We start from the raw sequence: 25,987 nt of genomic DNA, 5'->3' as shown, positions 1-25,987 counted from the left end.
ATAGCCCACTGATAAATGGTCATATTATTTTTAGCGTTTTTAGCTACGAAGCTTGTCACAACTTTCCAATAATAATGCTTCCAAAGCTAGCTGACGATTGGGATTAGCCCCTCTATTAAGCTTATCGACAAGCTCGTTCACTGCATCTAACAGATTAAATAAACTCTGCGGATTAACACTCGCGGTTAATTGCTGCCAATTCTCATCGACATCTATGGCTCCGGCAACATGACCAGCAATAACACGAGAAAGCTTTCTTGAAAGCCAAGTCAATACTTCGCCCAAATCATACTCCAACCATTTTTCAGCCAAACTCAACGCCGATAGCTGCCCAGCAATTAGCGCCAGATAGTCTTGACTCCATTGCTGGAGCCGTTCCATACCCTCATTTTCAAGCAAGGCTAAAGCCGCTAAGGGACGATTGGCAGACTCATGTAGCAACGCCTCAACCGGTGTTTGAGCAGGCACATGAGTGCTTAGCCAATCTAGGCTCTGCTGCTTGGACGGTAACGGAAAATCAATTCGTTGGCATCGGGAGCGAATAGTCGGCAGTAACTGGCTTGGCGCATCAGTCAGCAGTAACAACAACGTATTGGCGGCCGGCTCTTCAAGACTCTTCAGTAAAGCATTGGCCGAATTGATATTCATTGTCTCGGCAGGTAAGAGAATACAAATCTTATAACCGGCCTGCTGTGCGGTTTGCCCTAGGGATTCAACGAGAGCCCGAACCTGATCGATTTTGATATGCTTGGATTTTTCTTCAGGAGTCACCCATTTTAAATCCGGATGAGTGCCTGCCAAATTAAACCCACACTGACGGCACTGACCACAGGCCATACCCTGCTGAGGCGACTCACACATCAGATACTGTGCCAACGCCAAGGCAAAGCGCTGCTTACCTACCCCGGCGGGCCCTGCCAATAATAATGCATGGGGTAGCTTGTTATGCTGAAACAAATCATCAACACGCTGCCATTGCTGTTGCTGCCAAGGGAGCTTTATTGCCAGGGGACCGCCCGCTAAATTCATTAGGCACCACCTGCCGTCATCATTTCATCGATAACCGTCAGCAGAGATTGCTGTACCTGTGCCAGCGACTGACTGGCATCAATCACTCGATATCGATGGCTATGCTGCTTGGCTAAATTCAGATAGGCCGCCCGCACGTTTTCAAAAAAGTTTTGCTGTTCTTGCTCAAAGCGATCCAAAGCGCCTCGCTTACTCGCTCTGGACATTCCCACCTCAATAGCGGCATCAAGCAGCAGTGTAAAATCCGGTCTTAAATCACCCTGCACCCACTGTTCAAGGTCTGCAATTTTAGCCATTGGAATACCACGACCTCCACCTTGATAGGCAAAGGTGGCATCAGTAAAACGATCACAAACCACCCATTGACCTTTGGCCAAGGCAGGCTCAATAACTTCAGCAATATGTTGGGCGCGTGCGGCAAACATCAGCAGCAATTCAGTATTTTCAGCAACCGCCTCATCTCTTGGCGTTAATAATAACTGTCGAATATCTTCAGCCAAAGGCGTGCCGCCAGGCTCGCGAGTCAAGATAAAGGGGATGCCCTGACGCTGCAAACGCTGCGCAATAAAATCAATATTGGTGGACTTGCCAACGCCCTCACCGCCTTCGATGGTAATAAATAAACCTCTAGTAGATGACAAGCCTATCTCCGGTATTTGTCGTGCGCTTAACCCGCATTATTTTTTTTCGGTGTTGATGAATAATTTTTTTTGCGCTGCTTTATTTGATATTTTCTCACCGCCTTTTGATGCTGTTCCAGCGTATCAGAAAAATAATGACTGCCGTCGCCTTTGGCCACAAAATATAACGATGAGCCGGCTTTGGGATGCAAGGCTGCCAAAATAGCCTCAGCGCCAACCAATGCAATGGGGGTTGGCGGCAACCCTGAATGACGATAGGTATTATAAAGGTTACTGGCATCTTTTAAATGCCGGCTTCTCAAATTACCATCAAAGCTAGCACCCAAGCCATAAATAATCGTGGGGTCGGTTTGCAGACGCATATTTTTTTGTAGGCGGCGTACAAATACTCCGGCAATTTCAGCTCGCTCACTGGTCATACCCGTTTCCTTTTCCACCAGTGATGCCAAAATCAACGCCTCATAGGGCGTTCCGTAAGGCAGGTTATCGGCTTTTTTCTGCCATTCAATAGCCAGAAAATCTTGCAATTGGACGTAGGATTGCCGCAACAGCTCCACATCAGTGGTGCCACTATGGTAGCGGTAGGTATCTGGAAAGAACAAACCCTCCAGTTGATTATAAGGTACTTCAATACCCAGATCAGAGGGGGTGATTGTTAGTGCATCACTGGCAATGGTTTGCTTTAATTTGGGCTGGGATCGTAATGCCGTTAATACTTGGGTGAGATTCCAGCCCTCGACTAGGGTAATCTGATAATACTTCATATCACCCTGCTCGAGCTTATCTAGCAAGGTCAATGGTGTTAAACCTTGATCGAACTGGTAATCTCCGGCTTTAATTACTGTGCCACGCTGGGTTAAACGACTATAAGTCATTAACCATCGTGGAGAAGTCAGCAAATCCTGCTTATAAAGGCTATAAGCCAACGCATTTAGTGAACTCCCTTTTGCTAAGGTATATTCCACACCGCCAGCGGGAATCGGTAAAGCGGTATGTAAATAGCGCTGCATTTGCATGTAACCGAAGCCAATCGCAATAACGGCAATCAGTACTAAAATGGCCAGCAATTTTCCTAACAATCTAGTCATGCACTTCACTCTCTCGAAGCAAGGCTTGCTGCAATGATTGAGTAATATAACCGACGCTTTTTGCATGACAACCGATAGCCACCACTGGAATTAACCCCATCAAACTATTGCAGATAAATACCTCTTGGGAATGATATATATCGTCTATAGTTAAATCCGCCACTTGGCATGATAACGCTAATTGTTGTGCTAGCTGATTAATAACGACCTGCCTGATTACACCATTCACACCACAACGATAGAGGCTAGGGGTTAACAACACCTTATCTTTAACAACAAAAATATTAGACATGGTGCCTTCAACTAAACGACCATCGGTGTCAAGCATTAAGCCTTCGGCAATACCCGTATCACTCCATTCCCCGCGAGCAAGCACATTCTCCAAGCGTGACAAATGTTTAATGCCAGCCAGCTGGGGATTGACCCCTAGCCTGGTATCACAAAGTCTAACCGCTATGCCCTGACTCTGCTCAATAGCATAATCGTTAGTCAAAAGCTCAACCGTTAGTATGCGATTAAAACCGGCCTGACTATCGGGCTTGTAACCTCTGCCAGTAAACTTCCTAGTGATAATGATTTTTAATACTGCCGTTTCTTTAGTAACCGTTGGCAGTATTTTTTCTATATCGTGCTTTATGGTTTGCAAACAAAAAGAAATACCGAGTCGAGAACAGCCCAGTTGAAGTCGCTCTATATGAAGTGACAAAAATTCTGGGTGGCCCTGAGTTATTTTTATTGTTTCAAAAAGACCATCACCATAGGCAAGACCTCTATCATTCACATCAACAGAGGAACAAAAATTACCATTGACTAACGCTTCAAGAGGCATGAATAAATATCTAGCTTAATCTGCTAAACAATAAACTACCGTTGGTTCCACCAAAACCAAAGGAGTTGGACAAGGCGTAGTTAATCGTCATTTCTTGCGCTGTATGCGGCACATAGTTTAGATCACAACCCTCACTGGGGTTATCTAAATTAATAGTCGGCGGGGCCACTTGATCCCGAATAGCTAAAACAGAGAACACCGCCTCTACGGCGCCGGCTGCACCTAACAAATGACCGATCATGGATTTAGTCGAACTGACTGCTACATTATTTGCTGCATCACCTAATACAGATTCTATCGCTTTGCTTTCGGCAATATCGCCCGCCGGTGTCGATGTCCCGTGAGCATTAATATAATTTAATTGATCGTTATTAATACCTGCATCAAACATGGCATTACGCATGGCCTCAGCGGCACCACGACCATCTTCAGGGGGTGAGGTTATATGATAGGCATCACCACTCATGCCAAATCCAGCCAGCTCGGCATATATATTGGCCCCACGTGCCTTGGCACTTTCATACTCTTCTAACACCAACATACCGGCTCCATCGGAAAGGACAAAACCATCACGATCTCTATCCCAAGGACGGCTGGCGCGTTGCGGATCATCATTGCGGGTCGACAAGGCGCGAGCTGCGGAAAAACCACCTAGGCCCAAAGGTGTTGATGACATCTCAGAACCACCGGCCACCATAGCATCGGCATCACCATAAGCAATGACACGAGCCGCGTGACCAATATTATGTGTACCGCTGGTGCAAGCGGTGGTGATAGCAAAGTTAGGCCCCTGCAAACCATATTTAATGGATAGGTTTCCCGCCACCATATTAATCACAGCACCGGGAACAAAAAAAGGTGAGATTTTCTTAGGGCCGCTATTAATCAGTTTTTGATGATTATTTTCAATATAGCTTACGCCACCAATGCCCGAACCAATGGCCACGCCGATACGATTGGCATTTTCCTCGGTCACTTTCAGACCGGCATCTTCAATCGCCTGAATAGCTGCAACCATGCCATATTGAATAAAGGCATCCATCTTGCGAGCATCTTTCGCGCTGATATATGCTGTAACATCAAAATCCTTTATCGAACCACCAAAACGTGTACCATAAGCAGCAACATCAAAATGTTTCAACGGACCAATCCCGCTTTGCCCATCAAGGATGTTTTGCCAAGTAGTTTTTACATCATTCCCTACTGGTGTGATCAAACCCAAACCAGTGATTACTACTCTTCGCTTTGACACGACCACCCCCTATGCAATGCTCGACACAAAAAACTAAAGACAAGAATTATACGAATAAGGCATCTCTAACAATAATACGCATTTAACCATTTGCAACATAAAGCCCTATAAAAAAGCCGTTCTATTATAAATAGAACGGCTTTTTAAAACTCTTGCATCAGCTAGGCAGACGAGAACTTAGCCCAGATTTTTGTTGATGTAATCGATAGCCAACTGAACAGTAGTAATTTGCTCGGCTTCTTCATCAGGAATTTCAGTTTCGAATTCTTCTTCCAGAGCCATTACCAATTCAACGGTGTCTAGAGAATCTGCACCCAGATCTTCTACAAAAGAGGCTGAGGTTTGTACTTCATCTTCTTTAACACCTAGTTGCTCTGCAACAATTTTTTTTACGCGCTCTTCAATGCTGCTCATGGTCGTAATCGACTCCTGTTTTGATCATGCTATAAATAGTTAGACGTTGTTGTTTCAGCTTTCAGCTACGAAAACCAAATCTTAGTGAGTATAGCCAATACCTACATTACTACTGATTTTCGGCGGGCATTCTACTCGATTTTATAGGCTGTGTACCACGGTTTTCTAAAAAACCTTAATTAAAACGGTCAAAAAATTAATAAAGCCTTATATTTCAGTTGCTTAGCCCATATACATGCCACCATTAACATGGATGGTCTCACCGGTAATATAACCCCCAGCGTCACCCGCAAGAAAGCCAACCACACCAGCAATCTCCTCAGGCCGCCCCAAACGGGACAACGGGATCTGTGACAACATCTGGGTTTTGTTATCTTCCGGTAGTTCTTTGGTCATATCGGTATCAATAAAACCAGGGGCTACCGAGTTAACTGTAATATTACGAGAGCCAAGCTCTTTGGCCAAGGAGCGGGAAAAACCTTCCATACCAGCCTTGGTCGCGGCATAGTTGGACTGACCGGCATTACCCATAGAACCCACCACAGAACTAATATTAATAATTCGACCCCAGCGTGCTTTTGACATACCGCGAACACAGGCCTTGGAGAGACGAAAAATAGCGGTCAAATTGGTAGCCACCACATTATCCCACTCATCGGCTTTCATTCTCATCAACAGATTATCTTCGGTGATACCGGCATTATTGACCAACACTGTAGGCGCCGAATATTTTTCAGCAATGGTTTTTAATACATCAGCGACTGAATCAGCATTCGCAACATTTAGTATCATACCTTCACCGGCAACACTAGCCTCTGCCATATAGGCGCTGATTTTTTCTGCACCACCTTGCGTGGTGGCCGTACCAATCACGGTAAAACCGTCTGCGCCCAACTGCTTAGCGATCGCCTGCCCAATACCACGACTAGCCCCTGTCACTAATGCCACTTTATCCAACATATTACTCTCCCATTATTTACTGACACTCTGCCAAAGATTTTTCTAAACCGGCAGGATCTTCAATACTTAAACTAGTTAACGAACGATCAATACGACGACTTAAACCGCCCAATACCTTACCCGGACCACATTCCAATGTTTTGCTAATACCCATCGCCACCATCGTTTGAATACAGTTAGTCCACTTAACTGGACTATAAATTTGCTCGACCAATAAAGTTTTGATTTTTTCCGGATCGGATTCAGTCTGCGCATGAACATTGTGAACCACAGGAATAGCTGGAGCGCCAATGGTTAGCTCTGCCACTTTTTCAGCCAATTTTTCGCCAGCAGGTCGCATCAATGTAGTGTGGAAAGGAGCGCTTACCGGTAGCGGCATCGCTCGTTTGGCACCCGCTTGTTTTAACAAATCAATCGCCTGATCTATGGCTGCAACCTTACCAGCAATAACAACCTGACCTGGCGAGTTAAAGTTAACCGCTTCGGCACCTGTTTGCCGACAGATATCAACAATCACGTCATCATCCAAACCCAACACGGCTGCCATTGCACCCTCACCTACCGCAACGGCTGTTTGCATAAACTGACCGCGATCACGCACCAATGTTACCGCATCGGTAAAAGATAAACTTCCGGCGCAAACCAGAGCAGAAAACTCGCCCAAGCTATGCCCCGCCAATACGGACGGCTGCACCCCTCCTTGCTGCTGCCAAACACGCCATAGCGCGACACTGGAGGTTAACAAAATGGGCTGGGTTGTTTCGGTAAGGTTTAATTGCTCTTGCTGACCATTTTGTATCAGATCCCAAAGATCGTAAGCTAATGCATCAGATGCCTCGCTAAAGGTTTCTTTAATCACTGCATGCTGCTCAGCAAGTTCTGCCAACATACCCACTTTTTGTGAGCCCTGACCTGGAAAGACAAAGGCAAGCGTTTGATCACTCATAAATGGTTTATCCTTTCTTTAACAACAGATTAATCATCATTTTGGTAAAGCCGCTAGGCGCTGTTCAATGATATCCAGCATATTGCTATTAACTTCCATTCGCGCTTGCCCAATCGCATGTACAAAACCTTTTACATTGCTGCTGCCATGACTCTTTACTACGACACCCTGTAAGCCTAAAAAACTGGCGCCATTATATTGCTGGGGATCCAGCTTTTGGTAAATACTGGTTAATATCGGCAAAGCAAAAAAACCGGCTATACGACTCAGCCAGCTCGCCCTAAAACTGCCATCGACAATAGAGGAGATATAATTGGCAGTACCTTCACAAGCTTTTAATGCCACATTGCCGACGAAACCATCAGCAACAATCACATCGGCACTTGCCGCAAACAGCTGATCAGCTTCTATAAAACCAATATAGTTTAATTGCTGATTAGCCTGAAGTAATGTGTCCGCCAATTTTACTTGCTCATTACCCTTAATGGCCTCTTCACCAATATTGAGTAATGCGACTCGGGGGTTTTCAATACCATCGAGAGCGGTTGCCAATGCCGAACCCATCAACGCAAATTGATGTAAATGTTCAGCACTACTATCAACATTGGCACCAAGGTCTAACAGATAGCTATAGCCGGTTGCGGTGGGCACTGCAGAACAAATTGCAGGACGACTAATGCCGGGCAGCGTTTTTAACACATAACAGCCCATCGCCATTAAGGCGCCAGTATTACCCGCACTGACCAACGCATCCACCTGTTTGGCATGCAATAGATCAATGGCAACACGCATTGAAGACTGGGTTTTGTGCCTCAGGGCATGGGAGGGCTTGTCTGACATTGAGACAACATCGGGAGCATCCACAATAGTAAAACGCTCTCGCATCGCAGGAGCCAGAGCCGATTCAATAGCAGACCGATCACCGACCAGTGTGAGATCGATATCAGAAAATTGACCAAGGGATGTTACAGCGGCAGGGATGGAAACGCGGAGACCAAAGTCCCCGCCCATACAATCAATAGCTATGCGCATTGGCGAAGCCATTTATCAATCTAAAACTATGCTTACTCGTCGTCTTGGGTATCAACAACTTTTTTGCCACGGTAAAAACCGTCAGCTGATACATGGTGACGACGATGAGTTTCACCGCTAGTAGGGTCAACAGACAACGTTGGGCCTGATAGCGAATCATGCGAACGACGCTGACCGCGGCGTGAACGGGTTACTTTACTTTTTTGTACGGCCATGGCCTTAACTCCTCTACTGACATAGATAGGTCATTGCATCACGCAATTACTTATCGAATTTTAACTGCTCTAAAACCTGAAAAGGATTATCCCTTTCTTGCTCAACATTGACCTTTCCAACCGCATCGGTGTGCTCAGGGTCAACACTGCTATAACCTATATTTTGCTTGCAATCTGCCGGCGAGTGATAATTCACATAAGGCAAACTGAGGATAAGCTCATCCGAGACAATATCCGCAAGATCAACTAACTCATCACCAACAATTAACGGCTCTAATGATTTGGGCAACCGTTCTGCATCCTCTTCGGACCAGACAATACCCAACTCAAACTTCATATCGACGTCAACCGGCATTGGCTCCAAACAACGTTGGCAGGTCATTTTCACAGTACCTGTGATCTGACCATCGACTCTGCGCTGGCGCTCATCATCAATATAAAACCGCAGATTAACCGCTAAACTGCCGGCTTTATCTTCTGTATCGCTATCGCCCTCAGCCAACAAATCGGCTATGCGAGGCAGTGATGAAATCGGCGGATTAGCACTGATTTCAGCACCTTTCACCACCAATTTGCGGATATCAATCTGACTTGGCAAGGGGGCGGTCAACATAAGCGCGCAATCATAGGGCCGCAGGCTGGGACTGTCAAAGGAAAATACGGGCAATTACTGGTTTTTGTAGGGAAATCAGTGATTTCTATCTATAATCCGCTAAAATCACGACATCTGACAACAAATACACCTACTACCTAACAATATAGCCTCTTATGTTACCTATCATACTGGCCTCGAGCTCCCCATACCGCAGAGAATTATTGCAGCGACTGGCTATAGACTTCGATTGTATCAGCCCTAATATTGATGAATCCGCGCTACCCACTGAATCGGCAGAACAACTGGTGAGCAGACTAGCCCAACAGAAAGCGCAGGCGGTAGCAGCCGATTATCCACAACAGCTAATTATTGGCTCTGATCAAGTGGCCAGCCTCGGACAAACCATTCTCACCAAACCAGGCAACAGCGATAAAGCTATGGCCCAGCTTAGTGCCTGTAGCGGTAAAACAGTGACTTTTTACACTGGGCTCAGCCTGCTCAACAGCAAAACCGGCCAACAGCAGACTTGTGTTGAACCCTTTTCAGTGAAGTTCAGGACATTGGATACGGCAACGATCAAGCGCTATATCTCAGCAGAACAACCTTTGGATTGCGCCGGCAGTTTTAAGGTAGAGGGGCTGGGCATCAGCTTGTTTGAGCAATTGATTGGCGATGACCCTAATAGCCTGATGGGCCTACCGCTGATTAAACTGGTGGATATGCTAAAGACAGAAGGCGTCGCTATTCCTTAACCCCAGCTAATAACTGATCGAAACGATCAATAATTCGCTCCGGTTTATGCGGCAATAACCGCTCAACAGGATGAGCGCCGTAACTGACACCAATACTCTTCATACCCGCATTCGCAGCCATTTCCAAATCAAAATCGGTATCACCCACCATCACTGCTGCACTAACATCAACATTTAATGTTTGCAAAAGCTGGTGCAACATCAGCGGGTCAGGCTTTGAAGCGGTTTCGTCTGCGCAACGAGTGGCATCAAAAAAATCTGTTAGTGACATATTGGTCAGCACGCGATTAAGCCCGCGACGACTCTTTCCGGTGGCCACGGCTAATAAATGCCCCTCAGCACGCAACTGATTTAATACCTCATCCACATAAGGATATAAATTACAGGGTGTTTGATCGGCAATGACAAAGTGACTTGAATAAGCAGCTGTCACTTTGGCAATCATTGCTTCTTCGATATCAGGAAACAGTGTTCGCACCGCTTGCGCCAAACCTAGGCCGATAATGCTTTTAACTTCCGCAACACTGCGTGCTGGCAAGCCTAATTCGGCAATCGCCTGCTGCATACAGCGAGCAATTTTATCGGTGGAATCTATTAAGGTTCCATCCCAATCAAAAATATATAACATAAAATTTACTCGACAGGCAGGTTATCTAATACGGATTGTAACTCGGGGCTTAAAGCAGCCCTGATATTAAGCTCTTCTTCATCTTCCGGCATGGGCACACGCAAACTGGCGGCATGCAGAAACAAACGTTTTAAACCCTTGTGTTTAAAAACTTGACAGGCAGCCTGATCACCATACTTGTCATCACCTAACAAAGGATGGCCAACATGCAGCGCATGCACTCTAATTTGGTGAGTTCGACCAGTCACTGGCCGCGCCTCAACCAAAGTGGCCTGAGGGTAGCGCTGGACAATGGCAAACCCGGTTGTGGATTTTTTCCCCTCCGGTGAGACATTGACCATGCGCTCACCAGAACGCAGTGTATTTTTTAATAAGGGAGCAGTAACTATTTTACGGCGATTGGGCCAACGTCCAGCCACTAGCGCTAAATAACGCTTGTCAATCGTTCCCGTGCGCAACTGTTGGTGAAGAAAGCGGAGCATGCTTCGTTTCTTGGCAATCATAATACAACCGGAAGTATCTCTATCCAGACGATGCACCAACTCCAGAAAGCGCAATTCCGGACGCATCACCCTTAGCGCCTCGATTAAACCCTGATTAATCCCACTTCCCCCATGCACCGCCAGACCCGAGGGCTTATTCACCACCATTAAACGATCATCTTCAAACAAGATCGACGACGTTAGCAGCTGATGGAGACTTTTTGATACGCCTAGTGTGGCTTTTTCCTCTGCCACCCTAACTGGCGGAACTCTGATGACATCATCCTCAGAGAGCTTATACTCGGCTTTCACCCGTCCTTTATTCACCCGCACCTCGCCTTTGCGAATAATGCGATAGATCTTGGATTTGGGCACACCTTTAAGGTGACGTAGCAGAAAGTTGTCTATTCGCTGACCAGCATAAGCGTCGGTCACCTCGACAAAACTAACGCCATTACTGGGCTGGGTAGATTCTGGCTTATCACCTTTATCCGGAGAAAAAAGATCAGTCATTAAAATTCCGCTGTAAGTATTTGATACGCTTAATAAATCCTGCTATAGTGCAGTCACATTTGTTGGGTCAGGATTCCACCTCACAAAATTCTACGTCATATCATCGGCCAGTTGCCGAGTAGATTAAACAAACTATTATTCATTAATCGACAAGATATCACGTACATCAAGATCGGGTTGTTAGGAAATACCGCCAAAGCAAATGTTGTAACGCAGTCGCTTGTTTCTGAGAGTTAATCCATGATTTCAGAGTAATGATTTCAGAGCGATGCGAAGTAAAAAATTTATCAGTCCACTTACACTATACCAAATACTGCAAAGCCAGATTTGAAGGTAAGTGAATTAATTAACAATGCAGACAAAATGTCGCAAGCATCGTTTAAACTGTTTTGTATTTGAGACGCAAGTGAAGCACAAGCCAGTATCCTCGGCTTAACATTAAGGATAACTGGACCGGTTAGATAGCAAGGCTGATTAAACCAATACCCTCTGCTAAACCGCAACACTTCACCAAAACTATTGCTAAATAGAAACGTCCGTTAGCCGTGGCCCCCTCGATAAGAGCGGCCCACAATAATCGCGGCGATTATAACGAGGTTAGTGCTGAATTAAGAGTACTAACGCTCATTTTACTGAACATACTGGCTTTACCGTGTATTAATGACGTTAAAGCCCTAGTTATCAGTAACAAGGTTGTTAAAGCTTTGGCTTACCAACCCCAAATAGCATTAGCTCGACGCTCTCCTTCCAACACCGTTTGTCGGTACTGCGCAAATCCTCTGCCACTTTGGGATTTGTTCCACCATGAAAAGAATGCTTATTAATGCAACTCAACCTGAAGAGTTGCGCGTTGGTCTTGTCGATGGCCAGCGCCTGTATGATCTAGATATAGAAAACCGCACCCGCGTACAAAAAAAATCAAACGTTTATAAAGGCACTATCACCCGGGTAGAGCCAAGCCTTGAAGCCGCTTTTGTTGACTTTGGGGCCGAGCGCCATGGTTTTTTACCACTGAAAGAAATTGCCCGTGAATACTTTTACCGTCAACCTCAAGATGTCGGTGGTCGCTTTAAGATCAAAGATGTCGTTAAAGAAGGCACTGAAGTTATTGTGCAGGTCGACAAAGAAGAACGGGGCAACAAGGGTGCCGCTCTAACGACCTTTGTGAGCCTGGCTGGTCGCTATCTGGTACTGATGCCCAACAACCCTCGCGCCGGCGGTATTTCTCGCCGCATCGAAGGTGACGAGCGCACCGAACTGAAAGCAGCACTAAACTCAATCACTGTACCTAACGGTATGGGCGCAATCGTACGCACTGCCGGTGTAGGTCGCAGTGGCGAAGAACTACAATGGGATCTGGATTATCTGGTACACCTCTGGGAAGCCATTCAAAAAGCTACTGCCGAGCGTAAAGCTCCCTTCCTATTACTGCAGGAAAGCAACGTTATCATCCGCGCTATTCGCGATTATCTGCGTGATGATATCGATCAAGTGCTGATTGATAATGAAGATGCCCATACCGAAGCACTAAATTTTGTTACTCAGGTTATGCCTCATTACCAGAATCGAATTCGTCTTTATAAGGATCCGGTTCCGCTATTTAATCGCTATCAAATCGAAAGCCAGATCGAGACAGCCTTCCAACGTGAAGTTCAGCTGCCCTCTGGCGGTTCTATTGTTATTGACCCTACTGAAGCACTGGTCTCTATTGATATCAACTCCGCCCGAGCGACCAAAGGCGGCAATATCGAAGAAACTGCCACCCAAACCAATTTGGAAGCCGCTGATGAAATTGCGCGTCAGTTACGCCTGCGGGATATGGGTGGTCTGGTCGTTATTGATTTTATTGATATGAATACCGCAAAGAACCAACGCGCGGTGGAAAACCGTATGCGTGATGCCTTGAGTATCGATCGTGCACGGGTACAGGTCGGCCGTATATCTCGTTTTGGTTTATTGGAAATGTCTCGCCAGCGCCTTCGCCCCTCACTCGGTGAAACCAGCGCCAAGGTTTGTCCACGCTGCAGTGGTCATGGCACCATCCGCGACACAAAATCGCTTTCCCTATCTATTCTACGCCTGGTTGAAGAAGCTGCCAGCAAAGAACGCAGTGCAGAAATTCGCGCCTTGGTGCCGGTCAGTGTAGCTTCCTATCTGCTGAACGAAAAGCGTCAACCAATTCATGATATTGAGCATCGCACTAAAGTTCGTGTGGTTATCGCGCCGAATCCGCAACTGGAAACACCGCATTTCGAAGTACAGCGATTACGGGACGATGAAATCGGTAAAGATATTGAGCTGAGCTATAAGATTCAGGCCGAGCAGCCTGAAGACGTTTTGAGCCAAGAACAATTACAGATACCTGTTGAACAAGCTGCTGTTCAAGGAGTAACACCAACAGCAGCGGCCCCTACTGTCAAAAAATCAACTGACACTAAAAAGCCTGGTTTATTTTCCAAAATTATCGATTTCTTTAGCGGCCTTATCGGTGAAGAAGAAGTGGTTGAAGAGAAAAAACCCAACAGAAAGCGCAACAACCAGCGCGGCAATCGCCAGAATCAGGGTCGCCAACAAAATCGTAATCGCAACAGAAATCGCAATAGAAACCGTCGAGATGACGAGCGTAATAATCACAATCGCCAGAAAGACAACCAGCAAGATCAAAAGGCTGAGACTAAGAACAAAACCAGAGAAGCCTCAAAAACCGATGAAAGCAACGGCAATAGCGATGATCGTCCGCAACGTCGTCCATCAAACCGCAGACCGCGTAACTCTGGTCGTCGTCGTAATCGTGGGCCACGTAATGCTGAGAATAAAACCGAAGCAACGAGTCAAAGTGACCAGCCAGCCGCTGAAACAGCTGCGGCATCGACTAATGAACCGGTTATTAATGATATCGTTGAAGCGACGGTTGATAACACGGCTGAGCCTGCAGCCATTATTGAGGCAGCACAAGAACCCGTAACAGAAACTGCGGCACCTGAGCTTGCTACTGAAACCGAAATTCAAGCTGAAGCAGTAGCGACTGAGCCGGCTGCAGAAATTTCCATCGAAGAAGCTGAGCCAGTTGAAAAAGCAACCACTGAGGCTATCACTACAAAACCGGCGAAAGAGCCAACTGCCGCGGTTGAAACACCAGCACCAGTGACTACCGAGCCAGCTCCGGCCACTTTGGAAAAACCTGTAGGCCGTGCTGCCAATGACCCTCGAATCTCACCAAAGGCTGTTACTGAGGTTGATATAGCCACGGCTCAATTGGATATATCACCCAAAACACCGGCTCCGGCAGCAGCTCCTGATCCGACCAAACCGAAAGCTGAGCGAGCTCATAATGATCCTCGCCTGCAACGGTCCGCCTAAATACAACCCAAAAGCCCGATTAAGCACCGGGCTTTTTTTGCTTTAGTTGTTTATTGCTGCAAATATAACCAACAACCGTCAAATGCAATAACGATCATAAAAACAATGGCTTAGTTGCACTGATAATGCTCTGTAACGCTTGTCTCAATAACCAAGCCCTGTATAATCACGCCCCGTTGGTGAGGTGGCTGAGTGGCCGAAAGCACTGGTCTTGAAAACCAGCGAGGGTAACACCTCCGAGAGTTCGAATCTCTCCCTCACCGCCATTTTTATCTCTTCTGTGAACAGCCCACCTTTGTGCAATGTCAGCCGGAACCTTAGCAATCTGTTGAAGTCTCATTCAACTGATTACCAAAAAGCCATAAAATCAATAGCTTAAGCAGCCCAGAAAACCTTGATTTTGAATATCTTGCCGCTATGATGGGCTATAGAAATAGTAATTTTAAAACCCTGTTTACTCTATGGAGATATAACATGCGTGACAACCCAGTCTTTTCATCACAAACAGACGCTACTGATTCGGTATTGTCTACCAACAAGGTATTACGCAATACCTATATGATGTTGGCGATGACTCTGATGGTAAGTGCTATTACTGCCGGCCTAGCCATGTGGATGAACCTAGGTTATGGATCTGCCCTGATCATGATGCTCACCGCTATCGTGTTAATCTGTTTCGTTCTACCCAGAACCGCTAATTCTTCTTCAGGTATTTATGTCGTCTTTGCCTTTACCGCATTAATGGGTGCAGCCTTGGGGCCAACCTTAAATTATTACCTGACAATGGCCAATGGCGGCGAAATTGTTATGCAGGCCTTAGGCGGTACCGCTTTGGTTTTCTTCTCGCTTTCAGGTTATGTCCTAACGACTCGTAAAGATTTTAGCTTTATGGGTGGTTTCCTGATGACTGGGCTGGTGGTACTAGTCATGGTATCACTAGCACTGATGCTGGGCTCAATGTTTGGTTATCATATGCCTGCCGCATCACTAGCCTTAAGTGCTGGTATCGTATTGCTGATGTCTGGCTTTATTCTGTTTGACACCAGCCGCATCATTAACGGTGGCGAGACCAATTATCTGATGGCAACGGTGGCCTTGTATCTGGATATTTACAATTTATTTACTAGCTTGCTGCATCTGTTAGGCGTTATGAACGACGACTAAATAGAGCTTGCTAATTTAACAAAAGCCTCGATTCTATCGGGGCTTTTTGTTTTTAGGATTTCAACTGCTATGCGCTTTTCCTTGCTTATTCTAGGTGCCCCCTATTCCAGCCAGTCGGTATCCACCGCGCTGCGCTTTGCTCAAGCTGCTGTTAATGCTGGGCATAGTTTTTATCGGATATTTTTCTATCACGATGCCGTCAATAGTGGTAACAAGCTGATTACACCACCTCAGGACGAGAATGATATTCCGCTGCAATGGCAAAACCTTGCCAACGATCATGATATTGATCTGGTGGTGTGTATTGCCAGCGCGCTAAAGCGTGGGGTGTTGGATGCAAAGGAAGCTGACCGCTATGAAAAAAACACCTATAACTTAAATAACGGTTTTAAGATATCTGGATTAGGACAACTTATTGATGCATCAATTGAATCTGATCGCCTGATCACCTTTGGGCCTTAACCATGACCAGCAAACGCATTCTACTGATTTGCCGTAAAGCACCCTATGGCAATTCACTGGCCAGAGAAACCGCCGAAATAGCATTAGCCGCCGGCGCCTTTGATCAGGAATTAGCGATAGCTTTTATTGGTGATGGCGTCTGGCAATTGTTGGATCAGCAGGACAGTGGAGATATTCAACAAAAAAACCACCAAAAATTATTAGCGGCTTTTGAGCTTTATGGCATTAATGAAAGTTATGTTGATAGTGAAGCTCTGACAGAGCGAGAGATCGACAACTCGAAGCTTAGTATTAGCGCCAAGCCCGTTAACCAAGATCAGCTGACCGAATTATTCGAGCAGGCTGATATTCTCTTGACGGTATAAACCATTATGATTTTACATACGGTTAACCAATCGCCTTTTAATGACTCGAGTTTTTCTGAGTGCTTGAAATTTTGCAGCAAAGGCAGCTCTGTACTGCTGATTGAAGACGGTGTCTATGCAGGTAAAGATAATACTCCGTACAGCAAACTTATTGAAACCCATAGCGAAATACAATTCTATGCACTCAGTGCTGACGTTAAAGCGCGTGGCCTCAGCCAACATCTGGCACCCGCTATCACGCTAATTGATGATAGTGAGTTTGTTGAGTTGGCAGTAACGCACCATAGTGTCCAAAGCTGGTTTTAACTCAATGGACATCATCATCAATCAGCAAACCATCCGACTGGATAAAGAAGGGTTTTTAACAAACTTATCGCAGTGGAGTGAACAGGTCGCTGAACAAATTGCAGATAACGAAGGCATCATCCTTACCGACGACCATTGGGAAATTATTAGCTTATTACAGCAGTTTTATCGAGAATTTGAATTTTCACCCGCCATGCGCCCTTTGGTAAAATATACGGCACAACAACTAGGTAGCGATAAAGGAAACAGTATTTATTTATTGTCACTTTTCCCCGGCAGCCCTGCTAAATTTGCCGCAAAAATTGCCGGCTTACCTAAACCCGACAATTGTCTTTAAATCAGAAAAAGCCGTACATGTCACAACAGTATCGAAATAAACTCAGCCAAATAAAAACGGGAGAACACCCGTTTGCTCAATATGTCCGCATCCTTGGCAAGGGAAAAACCGGCTCTCGCTCACTAACAGAGCAAGAAGCCTTTGACGCCATGCATATGATATTAAATGGCGATGTTGAGGAAGTGCAACTGGGCGCCTTTTTGATGCTATTGCGAGTCAAGGAGGAAAGTTATCAAGAGCTAACCGGCTTTGTCGCCGCCGTAAGACAATATATAGCCGCCCCTAAGGACATTAATGTACAGCTGGACTGGTCCAGCTATGCCGGCAAGAAAAAACAACTGCCATGGTATTTACTCAGTTGCTTCGCCATTGCCGATCAAGGTATTGCAGTCTATATGCATGGAGCTAGCGGTCATACAGAAGGCAGGCTTTATACCGAACAGGTGTTAAGTTCTTTGGGTATTGCTCCGGCACAGACTTGGCAAACGGTGGAGCAACAATTACACGATCAACATTTTTCATTTATGCCGCTGGAATTTTTATGCCCGCCTTTAAAACACATTATTGATTATCGCTCTTATCTTGGCCTGCGCTCACCGGTGCATACTTTATCAAGATTATTAAATCCTCTGGCAGCCCCCTATTCCATGCAAAGTATTTTTCACCCAGCCTATGGTGACAGTCATCAGCAAGCTGCTGTTAGCCTGCAGCAAACTCATGCCGCAGTCTTTAAAGGTGAAGGCGGGGAAATCGAGCGTCGACCGGAGGCCAGCTGCCTGGTAAAAACCGTCATTGATGGCGTGGCTGGAGAAGAGAATTGGCCAAAAATGGTGGAAGGTCGGCAATCACAGCCTGACCGCTTGGATATTAACCACTTGATCGCCATATGGCGTGGGGAGGTATCCGATCCTTATGCGACAAATGCCATTATTGGCACTCTGGCGATTACCATCCGCCTATTACAAAAAGCGGACTGTCAGCAAGCCGCTTTTGCTCTAGCTAAGCAATGGTGGCTAGAGCGAGATCGCGACCGGCTGTAAATAATCAACTATCACTATAGCCGTCAGGGTTCTGGCTCTGCCAATGCCAGCTGTCGCGGGTCATTTCTTCAATACCCAATTGCGCTGTCCAGTTAAGCTCTTGTTTGGCAAGGGCCGGATCCGCATAACAACTGGCCACATCACCCGCTCGTCGATCAACCAGATTATAGGGCACCGTTTTACCCGACGCCTTTTCAAAAGCAGCTACCATTTGCAGTACTGAATAACCGGTGCCAGTGCCCAAGTTATAAGCTACCGCACCAGGATTGGACGCTAATTTATCCAATGCCTTTAGATGGCCCAAGGCCAAATCCACAACATGGATATAATCTCTAACCCCGGTACCATCGACCGTATCGTAATCACTACCAAACACATTCAGAGCTTCAAGCTTACCTACAGCTACTTGGGTAATATAAGGCATTAAATTGTTTGGAATACCATTGGGGTCTTCACCGATAAGACCACTGGCATGAGCACCCACAGGATTAAAATAACGTAACAGCACGGCATTCCAACGGTCGTCCGATACGTTTAGGTCTCGTAAAATTTCTTCAATGATTAACTTGGATCGACCATAGGGGTTGGTAGCTGATAGGGGGAAGCTTTCAGTAATAGGTACAGAGGCCGGATCACCATAGACCGTTGCAGAAGAGCTAAACACCAGATTAAACACTTCATACTTTGTCATGACATCACAAAGAACCAAGGTGCCATAAATATTATTTTGATAGTAAAGAGAGGGTTTGCTAACCGACTCGCCCACCGCTTTTAGGCCAGCGAAATGAATCACTGCATCGATTTTGTTTTGGCTAAAAATAGACTCTAGAGCCGCGAAATCGCGAATATCGGCCTGATGGAAAACCAGCTCTCGCCCAGTAATTTCCTGCACACGTTTTAGCGACTCAAAATGACTGTTAGACAGATTATCAACCACAATAACGTCATGACCGGCCGTCAGTAGTTCAATACATGTATGACTGCCGATATAACCCGCACCACCCGTTACTAATACCTTCATGCTTCACAATTCCTAAAAATAATACCAACAGATTGTAGTCAAAAAACCGGTGGATTTCATTACGCATCAAGCCAATAAATTCACTATAATGCCCGCACTATTTACTAGATGGCCCAAAATATGCCTCTTAGCAAAGTCGATCCGGCTAATTACCAGCAACAGCTTAACGCCAAAACTCAACGAATTAGCCAGCAATTCAGTGAGTTTTTACCACCCGCACTGGAAGTCTATGACTCTCCGGCACTGCATTTTCGAGTACGAGCTGAATTTAAAATCTGGCATCAAGACGATGATTCATACTATGTGATGTTTAATCAGGCCGAGCCCAGACGACCGGTAAAAATTGACCATTTTACCATTGGCTCAAAGACAATTACCGGCTTGATGGATGTATTGATGGCAGCGATAAAACCATCTCCATTACTGCGTAGCAAACTATTCCAAATAGAATTTTTAACCACCCTCAGCGGTCAGGCGCTGGTGAGCATGATTTACCACAAGGCCTTGGGGGATGACTGGCGACAATTAGCAGAGCAACTACAGCAGCAGTTACAAATTAACATTATTGGTCGCAGTAAAAAACAACGATTAGTGCTTAGCCAGGACTATGTGACTGAAACACTGACCGTTAACGATAAACACTATAATTTCCAGCAAGTAGAGAACAGTTTTACCCAACCCAATGCCACCGTAAACCAAAAGATGCTGACATGGGCGCTGGATAATTCACGACCGTTAGGGGGTGATCTGGTTGAACTCTATTGCGGCAATGGCAATTTCACAACTGTACTCGCGCAAAACTTTAACCGGGTACTGGCTACAGAAATTTCCAAAACCTCGGTCAAATCAGCAAAATATAACTTTAAACTAAACGATATTAATAATGTGGAAGTTGTCCGAATGTCTAGCGAGGATTTTTCCTCAGCCCTAGCTGGTGAGCGAGCCTTTCGACGGCTTAAAGATATCGATCTAAGCAGTTACCAATTCTCCACGGTATTAGTCGACCCACCTCGCGCTGGTCTGGATACATTGACTGAAAAGCTGATCAGCCAGTTTGATACTATTTTCTATATCTCCTGTAATCCCGATACGCTGTATGACAACCTAACAACACTTTGCAAAAGTCATCGGATTATTAAATTTGCCATCTTTGATCAATTCCCCTATACCGATCATATTGAGTGTGGTGTTATGCTTAAGGCAAACTCAATAGACTAAAATAGGTCGCGTATGAATGAGATGGTTGCTTTAAGTGAAGCCGAGATTGAGGCTCGTCTAAAATCGCATACTGAGTGGGTATTACAAGATAACAAACTCTACCGTCGGGTGATCTTTGCAGACTTTGTTCAGGCCTTTGGCTTTATGACCCAAGTCGCTTTAGTTGCAGAGAAAATAAATCATCACCCTGAATGGAGTAATGTTTACCGTACTGTAGAAATGTATTTAACCACACATGATGCAGGCGGCATTAGCCAGCTAGACTTTGAATTGTTAGAAGAAATTGAGCAGTTAATCGGAACGCAATAAGCCATCATCACTGAGCATATAGCGATGATCAGGGTAGACAAACAGCCGTTGACGAAAGGAATCGATTGCTGTGACATCCTTGTCAACAAAGGTATCAATCTTACTACCCGCTTGAGATACCTCGAATTTCAATTCACCTTGCTTTTTTAAGGTCACCGAAACAGCTACGGAACGCCCCGGCATTAACGATTTAACGATCGAGTCATTCTGAGCACCACTACCGAACAGCCTAATATAATCTACCGTTTCGGTGCTTTGGTTGCTGACTTCAAGTGTATAAACGGTCACTTGCCGCGATTGCCAAACCTTGTAAATCAACCCTGATAACAGGACTAATAGAACCAAGCACAAAGCGATCAAGCGATTTTTCATTTAGTACACCCGAATACCCTGTTTGCGCAATTGACGGGTTAATACCTCATCCAACTGCTCAAGGTCTTCTTTTTCAATATCAATCACCGTGCAGCCATGCTGCTGATAGATAGCCTTACGCTGCATACGCTGGTTAAGGGTTGAACCCTCAGCATCATCCCAGCATTCAATATATAACTGATGCGCCGGTAGATAAAAATCTGCCTTTAGCGGCGGCTGGTTTTCTTTATCCACAAAAGGCAAATCACGCTGGCAGGCGTGAGCAATACCCGCCATATATAACCAGTGAGAGATTTGTAAATGGGCTTTGCTACTATGTTGGCGACCATCCAGACCTTGGTATTGGCTTTGGCTAGCAAACATATCGCCAGATTCAGCAGCGGGAGGAGCATAGACCTCCGCTGAGAACATCAACTGCCTGTTTAGCGCTTGATGATTCTGGATATCCTGCGGCCAAACGACATAGAAGGTGCCACTGCTGTCATTTTCCAATTGAACACCACCGCACTGCTCACCAATTGCCGTCAGTTCCCAGCCCTGAAAACCATGTTTAATCCAGCCAAGTTCGGACAAAATGCGGTTAACTTCGCGAGCATTCAGCCCAACTGTTTTGCCAATAATAGTTGCAGAAATATGCCGGCTATCTTCCAACGCCAATAATAACGGGTGGGCTGCCAGTTCTTCAGGCCAAACAATATAACGACCATAGCGCTTGCTATGAATATATTCACCGCCTTCAAACTCTCCTTTGGAGCTTAGCGACCAACCCTCTTCCGACTTGCGAATCCAGCCGTAGTCCTTCAAGGTGGCAAATAGTTGTTGCGAGGGGACATCCAACAGCTTGGCCAAGGCGCTGGTGGATAATTTTTGCGGCGTATCTGGTTGGGGCTTGTCATCCATTGGCAACGTCCATACAGCGTTAGGCTGTTAGTGACTCATAACGCTGCTGCAGTGATTGGTAAACTGTCTCACTGTAGTTTGCAGCACTGCTATCCAGCTCGGCCAGAATATCGACTAGATGTTCATTATCTTCACGGCCCTGCCATTGCTTGATATAAGAGCCATCTTTATAGCCATTATCCTGACGGAAGAAATTCAACACATTTTTACCCACGTACTGGCGATATAACTGATCAAAATCCATCTCCACGGCATTTAGCAAATCCCAGAACAGAGAGACTGAAAAGCTTTTGCTCTCAAGAGTATGCTGTGCAAGCGCTTCAGTGGCCTCACGAACCCCATGACCACGATACTGATAACCGTCCAACTGTTGTTCCATTAGCCCAGCAAGATCATCAACGGTGACACCCTCACTAAAAAGGGCACTCATACCAAAATGCCAGATATCAATCACCTCAAGCTTAACTTGATCCATATCAGGTAGCTGCTTCTTCCACCACTTATAGCCATAGTGCTCAACTAACTCACCGCACTCGATCCAGATGGCCCGATACCACTCAAATTCCTGCGTAATCCAGTCAGCATGCACCTTCTGATTCATCTTATCCTGCATACCTAACATTGTGACAAACGCTTGTTTCATTGAGTCTCCCCTGCCGACTTGAGTAAAAAATTTGATTGCAGGCTGATTATGCCGCAGCCTCACTATGGATGCTATATAAAGCTTTTGATGACTAGTGCATTAATAAAAAATCAACTTAATCTTGGCGCACCAAGCCAGGCCTATAAGCTGAAGTGAAACTGTTAGCTCGCTGGAATTTAAAAATTAATCATCAACGAAGAATCTGGCAAGCAGTAAAGCTGTGGTAGAGAGTGGAATACGAGGAATTGGTCAGGTCATAAACCTGTTTAATTGAGCTATGGTTGATGTTTAAAAAAATTATCCACAAAATCTGTGGATAAGTTCGGGGATAAGTGAAAGTAACGTCAGTTCAAGCCCCAACAAATCAAGACTTACAACTAATTGATTAAATTTTAATCAGCTTATTAATTCCTTATTAATCAATAACTTAAGAAATTTGCACACGTATGCAGGCAAAATGACAAAAAATTGACTCGAAAAATAAATCGACATTTTAGAGTGTGCATAACGTCCAGAGAAAAAGTTAGTGCCCAATGACCTGCAAAGGCAATAAAAAAGGCTTATTTGTAAAATTAGTCCGCTAATTATCTGGACGATAAAGCTATAACATCAAATAAAACCCTGAAGAAGCTTTCCGTTATGGACTTAAAAGTCGCCTGAAAATGCATACCCACCGTCATTTTTTTAACTAAACACTTTTTATTTAACAATTGCCCGTTGAAAAAAACGATACCCAAAATGTGAATGTAATATAGCGTAGATTACTAAGGTAATAACTTTGAAATAGTGAAAAAATGACTTAATTACTAGGGTAAACGATTAGAGACAAGATTTTAGCTTGCGTAATTGATCCTATTTTTTTGAAATATTATTTCTTTTGCTGGACTAACATTACTCGGAAGTCGAATTTCCAAACAACCAACAAAACAGGTCAGCCAGCAAACCAACGGCTTGGTAACTCTTAGGTACAAATTAAGAGCCTTCGGGGTTTTGAGCCTGGCAAATACTTAAATAGAAAAAAACATTGACAAAGTGGCGGACCGGACGGGACTCGAACCCGCGACCTCCGGCGTGACAGGCCGGCATTCTAACCAACTGAACTACCGGTCCGCATAACCGGTCGTTGCTTCCCTCTGTGCAAGAGGCTCAGTATGTCAACACTGAAGCAACATGAAGTTTGAACAGGAAAGTTAAACTTTAAAACCATTCGAAAGTGGTGGGTGATGACGGGATCGAACCGCCGACCCTCGCCTTGTAAGGGCGATGCTCTCCCAGCTGAGCTAATCACCCCTCCCGAACGTTGGCGCATTCTACAGTAATGGCTTTTCTTGTCAAACCTCTAGATAGAAAAAGTGGCTATTTTTTTTAAATAGCACTAATCGATTGTTTTATAGGCATTTTTTAGATAAATATGACTTCGATATAGGGTTCATTTTCTGTGCTTTAAACACCAGAAATCATGCTGAACTTAACCCCCCTACTAAGGCAATAAAGTCTGAAAGCTCTATCCAGAATGATTATCTTATTATCTAAATAATACTACCGGCTTGGAATACCCAACTAGGGAAAACCTTAGTCGCTGAACTGGGAAGTTAAAGACACATGCAGTAATGGCTGCATTTATTAAAATGACTAGCCATGATGAATTTAAGCTCAGGATCAGCTGGATAAACAACAAGACTGTTATTATTTGAAACAAGATGACAATATAAAGAAGCTTTCTTAAAAAAACTTATTCACACCCTTGTTTTTTTTCTTGGGAAGGAGTAAGGAATTTATCATATCAATAAAATAACTTTAACTTATAATTATAAACTATTGATATAAAAGGATTTATATCAATATGATTATTTTTTAAACAATTTAACTGCCTTAAGGCTAGTTATGAGCTAACGTCCAAATCCAACACCTTATCCACCAAGTTATCCACAGAAACTGTGGACAATATAGCTCCTAAGGCAAATCAAAACCTGTTAAAACCAGTGATAAGAAATCCATCATGGCTTTACGGTTCGTAAAGCTTTTTCTTTTCAGTATTTGCCAGTCACCATTGACATGATCTGCTGGCAAAATAATCGACATAATGTCTGTGGTTGAAATAAATACACCATGTACGCCAGAGACTGGGGCAAAATCTGGTGCAACCACCACCTCAAACGATGGTAAACCGCGACAATGCTGGGTTTGAGTAAAATCCAAAGTCCGAGAATCTGAAAAACTGCTGTAAACCAACCCGACTCTATCCGCAAAACCTGCCACAGCCAGGGCTGAGATAATGTCATCCCTGCTCTTAAAAGGGCTATTCAATTGACTGGACTGATCAGTCGCATCTAATTCGGTGACACTATTCAAGGGTAAAAGATTCTGATCGGAGGCGTTGGCATTGCTAGTATAATAATCAAGCGGTTCAGTTGGGCGTTTAAAAGCTATCTGCAAAGAATTCAAAACATCCTTCAACTTCTCCACCTCTAAGACGTCATGACTGAGAACCTTTTGAAAATCGATACGCTTAAAAGCTGATAACAAGGCTTCAGCATTCTTTAAAATAATATCTGAAATAAGACCCACATTGCCTCCCACACACTAACAATAAATGACAACCAAGACACTGAACATAGACTGCAAACAGCATAGGTACCAACTAAAAGACTCTTGATTGGCTTTTATTTCACAAATAATTATCCCTTAAAACTCATTAAATCGAATAAAAATTTTTACATAGCGTTACTATTAGCACCATGACAATTGAGCCAGTAATCATACGCCAGCACTTATTCATGCTAAATACTTGATTATCAATGGATAAATTAGATTTCTTACCTAATTCAACTATACTTTTCTGGACTTCAAAATATGCTCAAGTTGTCATATTTCTGAAATATCTATGTTGCACAATCGATTTATTCAAAACCTACAGGGTGTCGGTTTTGGAATGATATTTAACATAGCGTGTAATACCAGTGCTATAAAAATAAACTTTTGGGAGACAAACTGATGAACTATAAATTATTACCTGCTGCCATCGCTGCCGCTACAGTTATGGCGTCTTCAGCTAATGCTGGCGATATTGTAACTTACGGTAAAATCAACCTGAGCTATGTTCAAGATGAACAA

Annotated in this window: 28 protein-coding genes and 3 tRNA genes; 11 read left to right on the top strand and 20 right to left on the bottom strand. The window is 44.7% G+C overall.

Annotation, left to right across the window (positions count from 1 at the left end; all coding sequences use genetic code 11):
- Positions 1-39 precede the first annotated feature (39 nt).
- From AACP44_RS00155 to AACP44_RS00105, 11 genes are all read right to left on the bottom strand, one after another.
- A complete protein-coding gene (locus tag AACP44_RS00155) occupies positions 40-1,029 on the bottom strand; it encodes a DNA polymerase III subunit delta' (RefSeq protein ID WP_339337784.1) in 990 nt (329 codons plus the stop codon).
- Positions 1,029-1,670, bottom strand: coding sequence for a dTMP kinase (gene tmk, locus AACP44_RS00150; RefSeq protein ID WP_339337782.1), 642 nt, complete (start codon positions 1,668-1,670; stop codon positions 1,029-1,031). The genes AACP44_RS00155 and tmk overlap by 1 nt, the downstream gene beginning before the upstream one ends.
- A gap of 26 nt (positions 1,671-1,696) precedes the next feature.
- The gene (mltG, locus tag AACP44_RS00145; RefSeq protein ID WP_339337780.1) at positions 1,697-2,758 is read right to left on the bottom strand and encodes an endolytic transglycosylase MltG; all 1,062 of its coding nucleotides are present in this window, start codon (positions 2,756-2,758) and stop codon (positions 1,697-1,699) included.
- The gene (gene pabC, locus AACP44_RS00140) at positions 2,751-3,587 is read right to left on the bottom strand and encodes an aminodeoxychorismate lyase (protein ID WP_339337778.1); all 837 of its coding nucleotides are present in this window, start codon (positions 3,585-3,587) and stop codon (positions 2,751-2,753) included. Before pabC ends, mltG begins: the two co-directional genes overlap by 8 nt.
- A 10-nt stretch (positions 3,588-3,597) precedes the next feature.
- The gene (fabF, locus tag AACP44_RS00135) at positions 3,598-4,839 is read right to left on the bottom strand and encodes a beta-ketoacyl-ACP synthase II (protein WP_339337776.1); all 1,242 of its coding nucleotides are present in this window, start codon (positions 4,837-4,839) and stop codon (positions 3,598-3,600) included.
- A gap of 177 nt (positions 4,840-5,016) precedes the next feature.
- Positions 5,017-5,253 (bottom strand): acyl carrier protein, encoded by a 237-nt coding sequence (acpP, locus tag AACP44_RS00130; RefSeq protein WP_007226680.1) that lies wholly within the window; start codon positions 5,251-5,253, stop codon positions 5,017-5,019.
- A gap of 222 nt (positions 5,254-5,475) precedes the next feature.
- On the bottom strand, positions 5,476-6,213 hold the full coding sequence (fabG, locus tag AACP44_RS00125; RefSeq protein ID WP_339337769.1) for a 3-oxoacyl-ACP reductase FabG: 738 nt from the start codon (positions 6,211-6,213) through the stop codon (positions 5,476-5,478).
- A 16-nt stretch (positions 6,214-6,229) separates the two neighbouring features.
- Positions 6,230-7,159 carry an ACP S-malonyltransferase gene (fabD, locus tag AACP44_RS00120; protein WP_339337767.1) on the bottom strand — a complete coding sequence of 310 codons (930 nt, stop codon included), beginning with the start codon at positions 7,157-7,159 and terminating at the stop codon, positions 6,230-6,232.
- 36 nt (positions 7,160-7,195) lie between these two features.
- The gene (gene plsX / locus AACP44_RS00115) at positions 7,196-8,203 is read right to left on the bottom strand and encodes a phosphate acyltransferase PlsX (protein WP_339337765.1); all 1,008 of its coding nucleotides are present in this window, start codon (positions 8,201-8,203) and stop codon (positions 7,196-7,198) included.
- A gap of 20 nt (positions 8,204-8,223) precedes the next feature.
- Positions 8,224-8,406, bottom strand: coding sequence for a 50S ribosomal protein L32 (rpmF, locus tag AACP44_RS00110; protein WP_339337763.1), 183 nt, complete (start codon positions 8,404-8,406; stop codon positions 8,224-8,226).
- A gap of 46 nt (positions 8,407-8,452) precedes the next feature.
- Positions 8,453-9,019, bottom strand: a complete 567-nt coding sequence (locus tag AACP44_RS00105) for a YceD family protein (RefSeq protein ID WP_339337761.1) — start codon at positions 9,017-9,019, stop codon at positions 8,453-8,455.
- Between the two features lie 155 nt (positions 9,020-9,174).
- On the opposite strand from AACP44_RS00105, the gene AACP44_RS00100 reads away from it, so the two are divergent.
- Entirely contained in the window at positions 9,175-9,753 is a 579-nt protein-coding gene (locus tag AACP44_RS00100) for a nucleoside triphosphate pyrophosphatase (protein ID WP_339337759.1), read from the top strand.
- Here AACP44_RS00100 and AACP44_RS00095 read toward each other — a convergent pair.
- Together AACP44_RS00095 and rluC are read right to left on the bottom strand one after the other, a co-directional pair.
- Positions 9,743-10,381 (bottom strand): HAD-IA family hydrolase, encoded by a 639-nt coding sequence (locus AACP44_RS00095; protein WP_339337757.1) that lies wholly within the window; start codon positions 10,379-10,381, stop codon positions 9,743-9,745. The genes AACP44_RS00100 and AACP44_RS00095 overlap by 11 nt on opposite strands.
- A gap of 5 nt (positions 10,382-10,386) precedes the next feature.
- On the bottom strand, positions 10,387-11,376 hold the full coding sequence (gene rluC, locus AACP44_RS00090; protein ID WP_339337755.1) for a 23S rRNA pseudouridine(955/2504/2580) synthase RluC: 990 nt from the start codon (positions 11,374-11,376) through the stop codon (positions 10,387-10,389).
- Between the two features lie 804 nt (positions 11,377-12,180).
- Here rluC and rne point away from each other — a divergent pair.
- The 8 genes from rne (at position 12,181) to AACP44_RS00050 (ending at position 18,410) form a co-directional block, all read left to right on the top strand.
- Positions 12,181-14,736: a ribonuclease E gene (gene rne / locus AACP44_RS00085; RefSeq protein WP_339337753.1), complete on the top strand. Its 2,556-nt coding sequence runs from the start codon at positions 12,181-12,183 to the stop codon at positions 14,734-14,736.
- 178 nt (positions 14,737-14,914) lie between these two features.
- Positions 14,915-15,002 (top strand) — tRNA-Ser (locus AACP44_RS00080).
- Between the two features lie 208 nt (positions 15,003-15,210).
- Complete coding sequence (locus AACP44_RS00075) at positions 15,211-15,900, top strand: Bax inhibitor-1/YccA family protein (RefSeq protein ID WP_339337751.1); 690 nt, start codon at positions 15,211-15,213, stop codon at positions 15,898-15,900.
- A 69-nt stretch (positions 15,901-15,969) separates the two neighbouring features.
- The gene (tusD, locus tag AACP44_RS00070; RefSeq protein ID WP_339337749.1) at positions 15,970-16,362 is read left to right on the top strand and encodes a sulfurtransferase complex subunit TusD; all 393 of its coding nucleotides are present in this window, start codon (positions 15,970-15,972) and stop codon (positions 16,360-16,362) included.
- A 2-nt stretch (positions 16,363-16,364) separates the two neighbouring features.
- Entirely contained in the window at positions 16,365-16,727 is a 363-nt protein-coding gene (gene tusC, locus AACP44_RS00065; protein WP_339337747.1) for a sulfurtransferase complex subunit TusC, read from the top strand.
- A gap of 6 nt (positions 16,728-16,733) precedes the next feature.
- Positions 16,734-17,033 (top strand): sulfurtransferase complex subunit TusB, encoded by a 300-nt coding sequence (gene tusB, locus AACP44_RS00060; RefSeq protein WP_339337745.1) that lies wholly within the window; start codon positions 16,734-16,736, stop codon positions 17,031-17,033.
- 4 nt (positions 17,034-17,037) lie between these two features.
- Positions 17,038-17,370 (top strand): TusE/DsrC/DsvC family sulfur relay protein, encoded by a 333-nt coding sequence (locus AACP44_RS00055; protein WP_339337743.1) that lies wholly within the window; start codon positions 17,038-17,040, stop codon positions 17,368-17,370.
- A gap of 17 nt (positions 17,371-17,387) precedes the next feature.
- Complete coding sequence (locus AACP44_RS00050; protein WP_339337741.1) at positions 17,388-18,410, top strand: glycosyl transferase family protein; 1,023 nt, start codon at positions 17,388-17,390, stop codon at positions 18,408-18,410.
- A gap of 4 nt (positions 18,411-18,414) precedes the next feature.
- Here the strand turns inward: AACP44_RS00050 and galE are convergent, their stop codons facing one another.
- Entirely contained in the window at positions 18,415-19,431 is a 1,017-nt protein-coding gene (gene galE / locus AACP44_RS00045) for a UDP-glucose 4-epimerase GalE (protein ID WP_339337739.1), read from the bottom strand.
- A 120-nt stretch (positions 19,432-19,551) separates the two neighbouring features.
- Here galE and trmA point away from each other — a divergent pair, with 120 nt between their 5' ends.
- The gene (gene trmA / locus AACP44_RS00040; protein ID WP_339337737.1) at positions 19,552-20,649 is read left to right on the top strand and encodes a tRNA (uridine(54)-C5)-methyltransferase TrmA; all 1,098 of its coding nucleotides are present in this window, start codon (positions 19,552-19,554) and stop codon (positions 20,647-20,649) included.
- Positions 20,650-20,661: 12 nt separating this feature from the next.
- The gene (locus AACP44_RS00035; RefSeq protein ID WP_339337735.1) at positions 20,662-20,958 is read left to right on the top strand and encodes a 4a-hydroxytetrahydrobiopterin dehydratase; all 297 of its coding nucleotides are present in this window, start codon (positions 20,662-20,664) and stop codon (positions 20,956-20,958) included.
- On the opposite strand, the gene AACP44_RS00030 is transcribed toward AACP44_RS00035, so the two are convergent.
- The 6 genes from AACP44_RS00030 to AACP44_RS00005 form a co-directional block, all read right to left on the bottom strand.
- Entirely contained in the window at positions 20,941-21,330 is a 390-nt protein-coding gene (locus AACP44_RS00030) for a hypothetical protein (RefSeq protein ID WP_339337733.1), read from the bottom strand. The two genes, AACP44_RS00035 and AACP44_RS00030, sit on opposite strands and share 18 nt — an antisense overlap.
- Positions 21,331-22,230, bottom strand: coding sequence for a hypothetical protein (locus AACP44_RS00025; RefSeq protein ID WP_339337731.1), 900 nt, complete (start codon positions 22,228-22,230; stop codon positions 21,331-21,333).
- Positions 22,231-22,249: 19 nt separating this feature from the next.
- Positions 22,250-22,873, bottom strand: a complete 624-nt coding sequence (locus AACP44_RS00020; protein WP_339337729.1) for a dUTP diphosphatase — start codon at positions 22,871-22,873, stop codon at positions 22,250-22,252.
- Between the two features lie 1,033 nt (positions 22,874-23,906).
- Positions 23,907-23,983, bottom strand: a tRNA-Asp gene (locus tag AACP44_RS00015).
- 104 nt (positions 23,984-24,087) lie between these two features.
- A tRNA-Val gene (locus AACP44_RS00010) sits at positions 24,088-24,163 on the bottom strand.
- Between the two features lie 663 nt (positions 24,164-24,826).
- Positions 24,827-25,441 carry a hypothetical protein gene (locus AACP44_RS00005; RefSeq protein ID WP_339337727.1) on the bottom strand — a complete coding sequence of 205 codons (615 nt, stop codon included), beginning with the start codon at positions 25,439-25,441 and terminating at the stop codon, positions 24,827-24,829.
- Positions 25,442-25,987 lie beyond the last annotated feature (546 nt).

This window comes from uncultured Oceanicoccus sp. (assembly GCF_963968385.1).
In the GTDB taxonomy this organism is placed as follows: domain Bacteria; phylum Pseudomonadota; class Gammaproteobacteria; order Pseudomonadales; family Dasaniaceae; genus Oceanicoccus.
The sequence above is the reverse complement of the archived record's forward strand: the minus strand, read 5'-3'. Positions and strand labels throughout refer to the sequence as shown.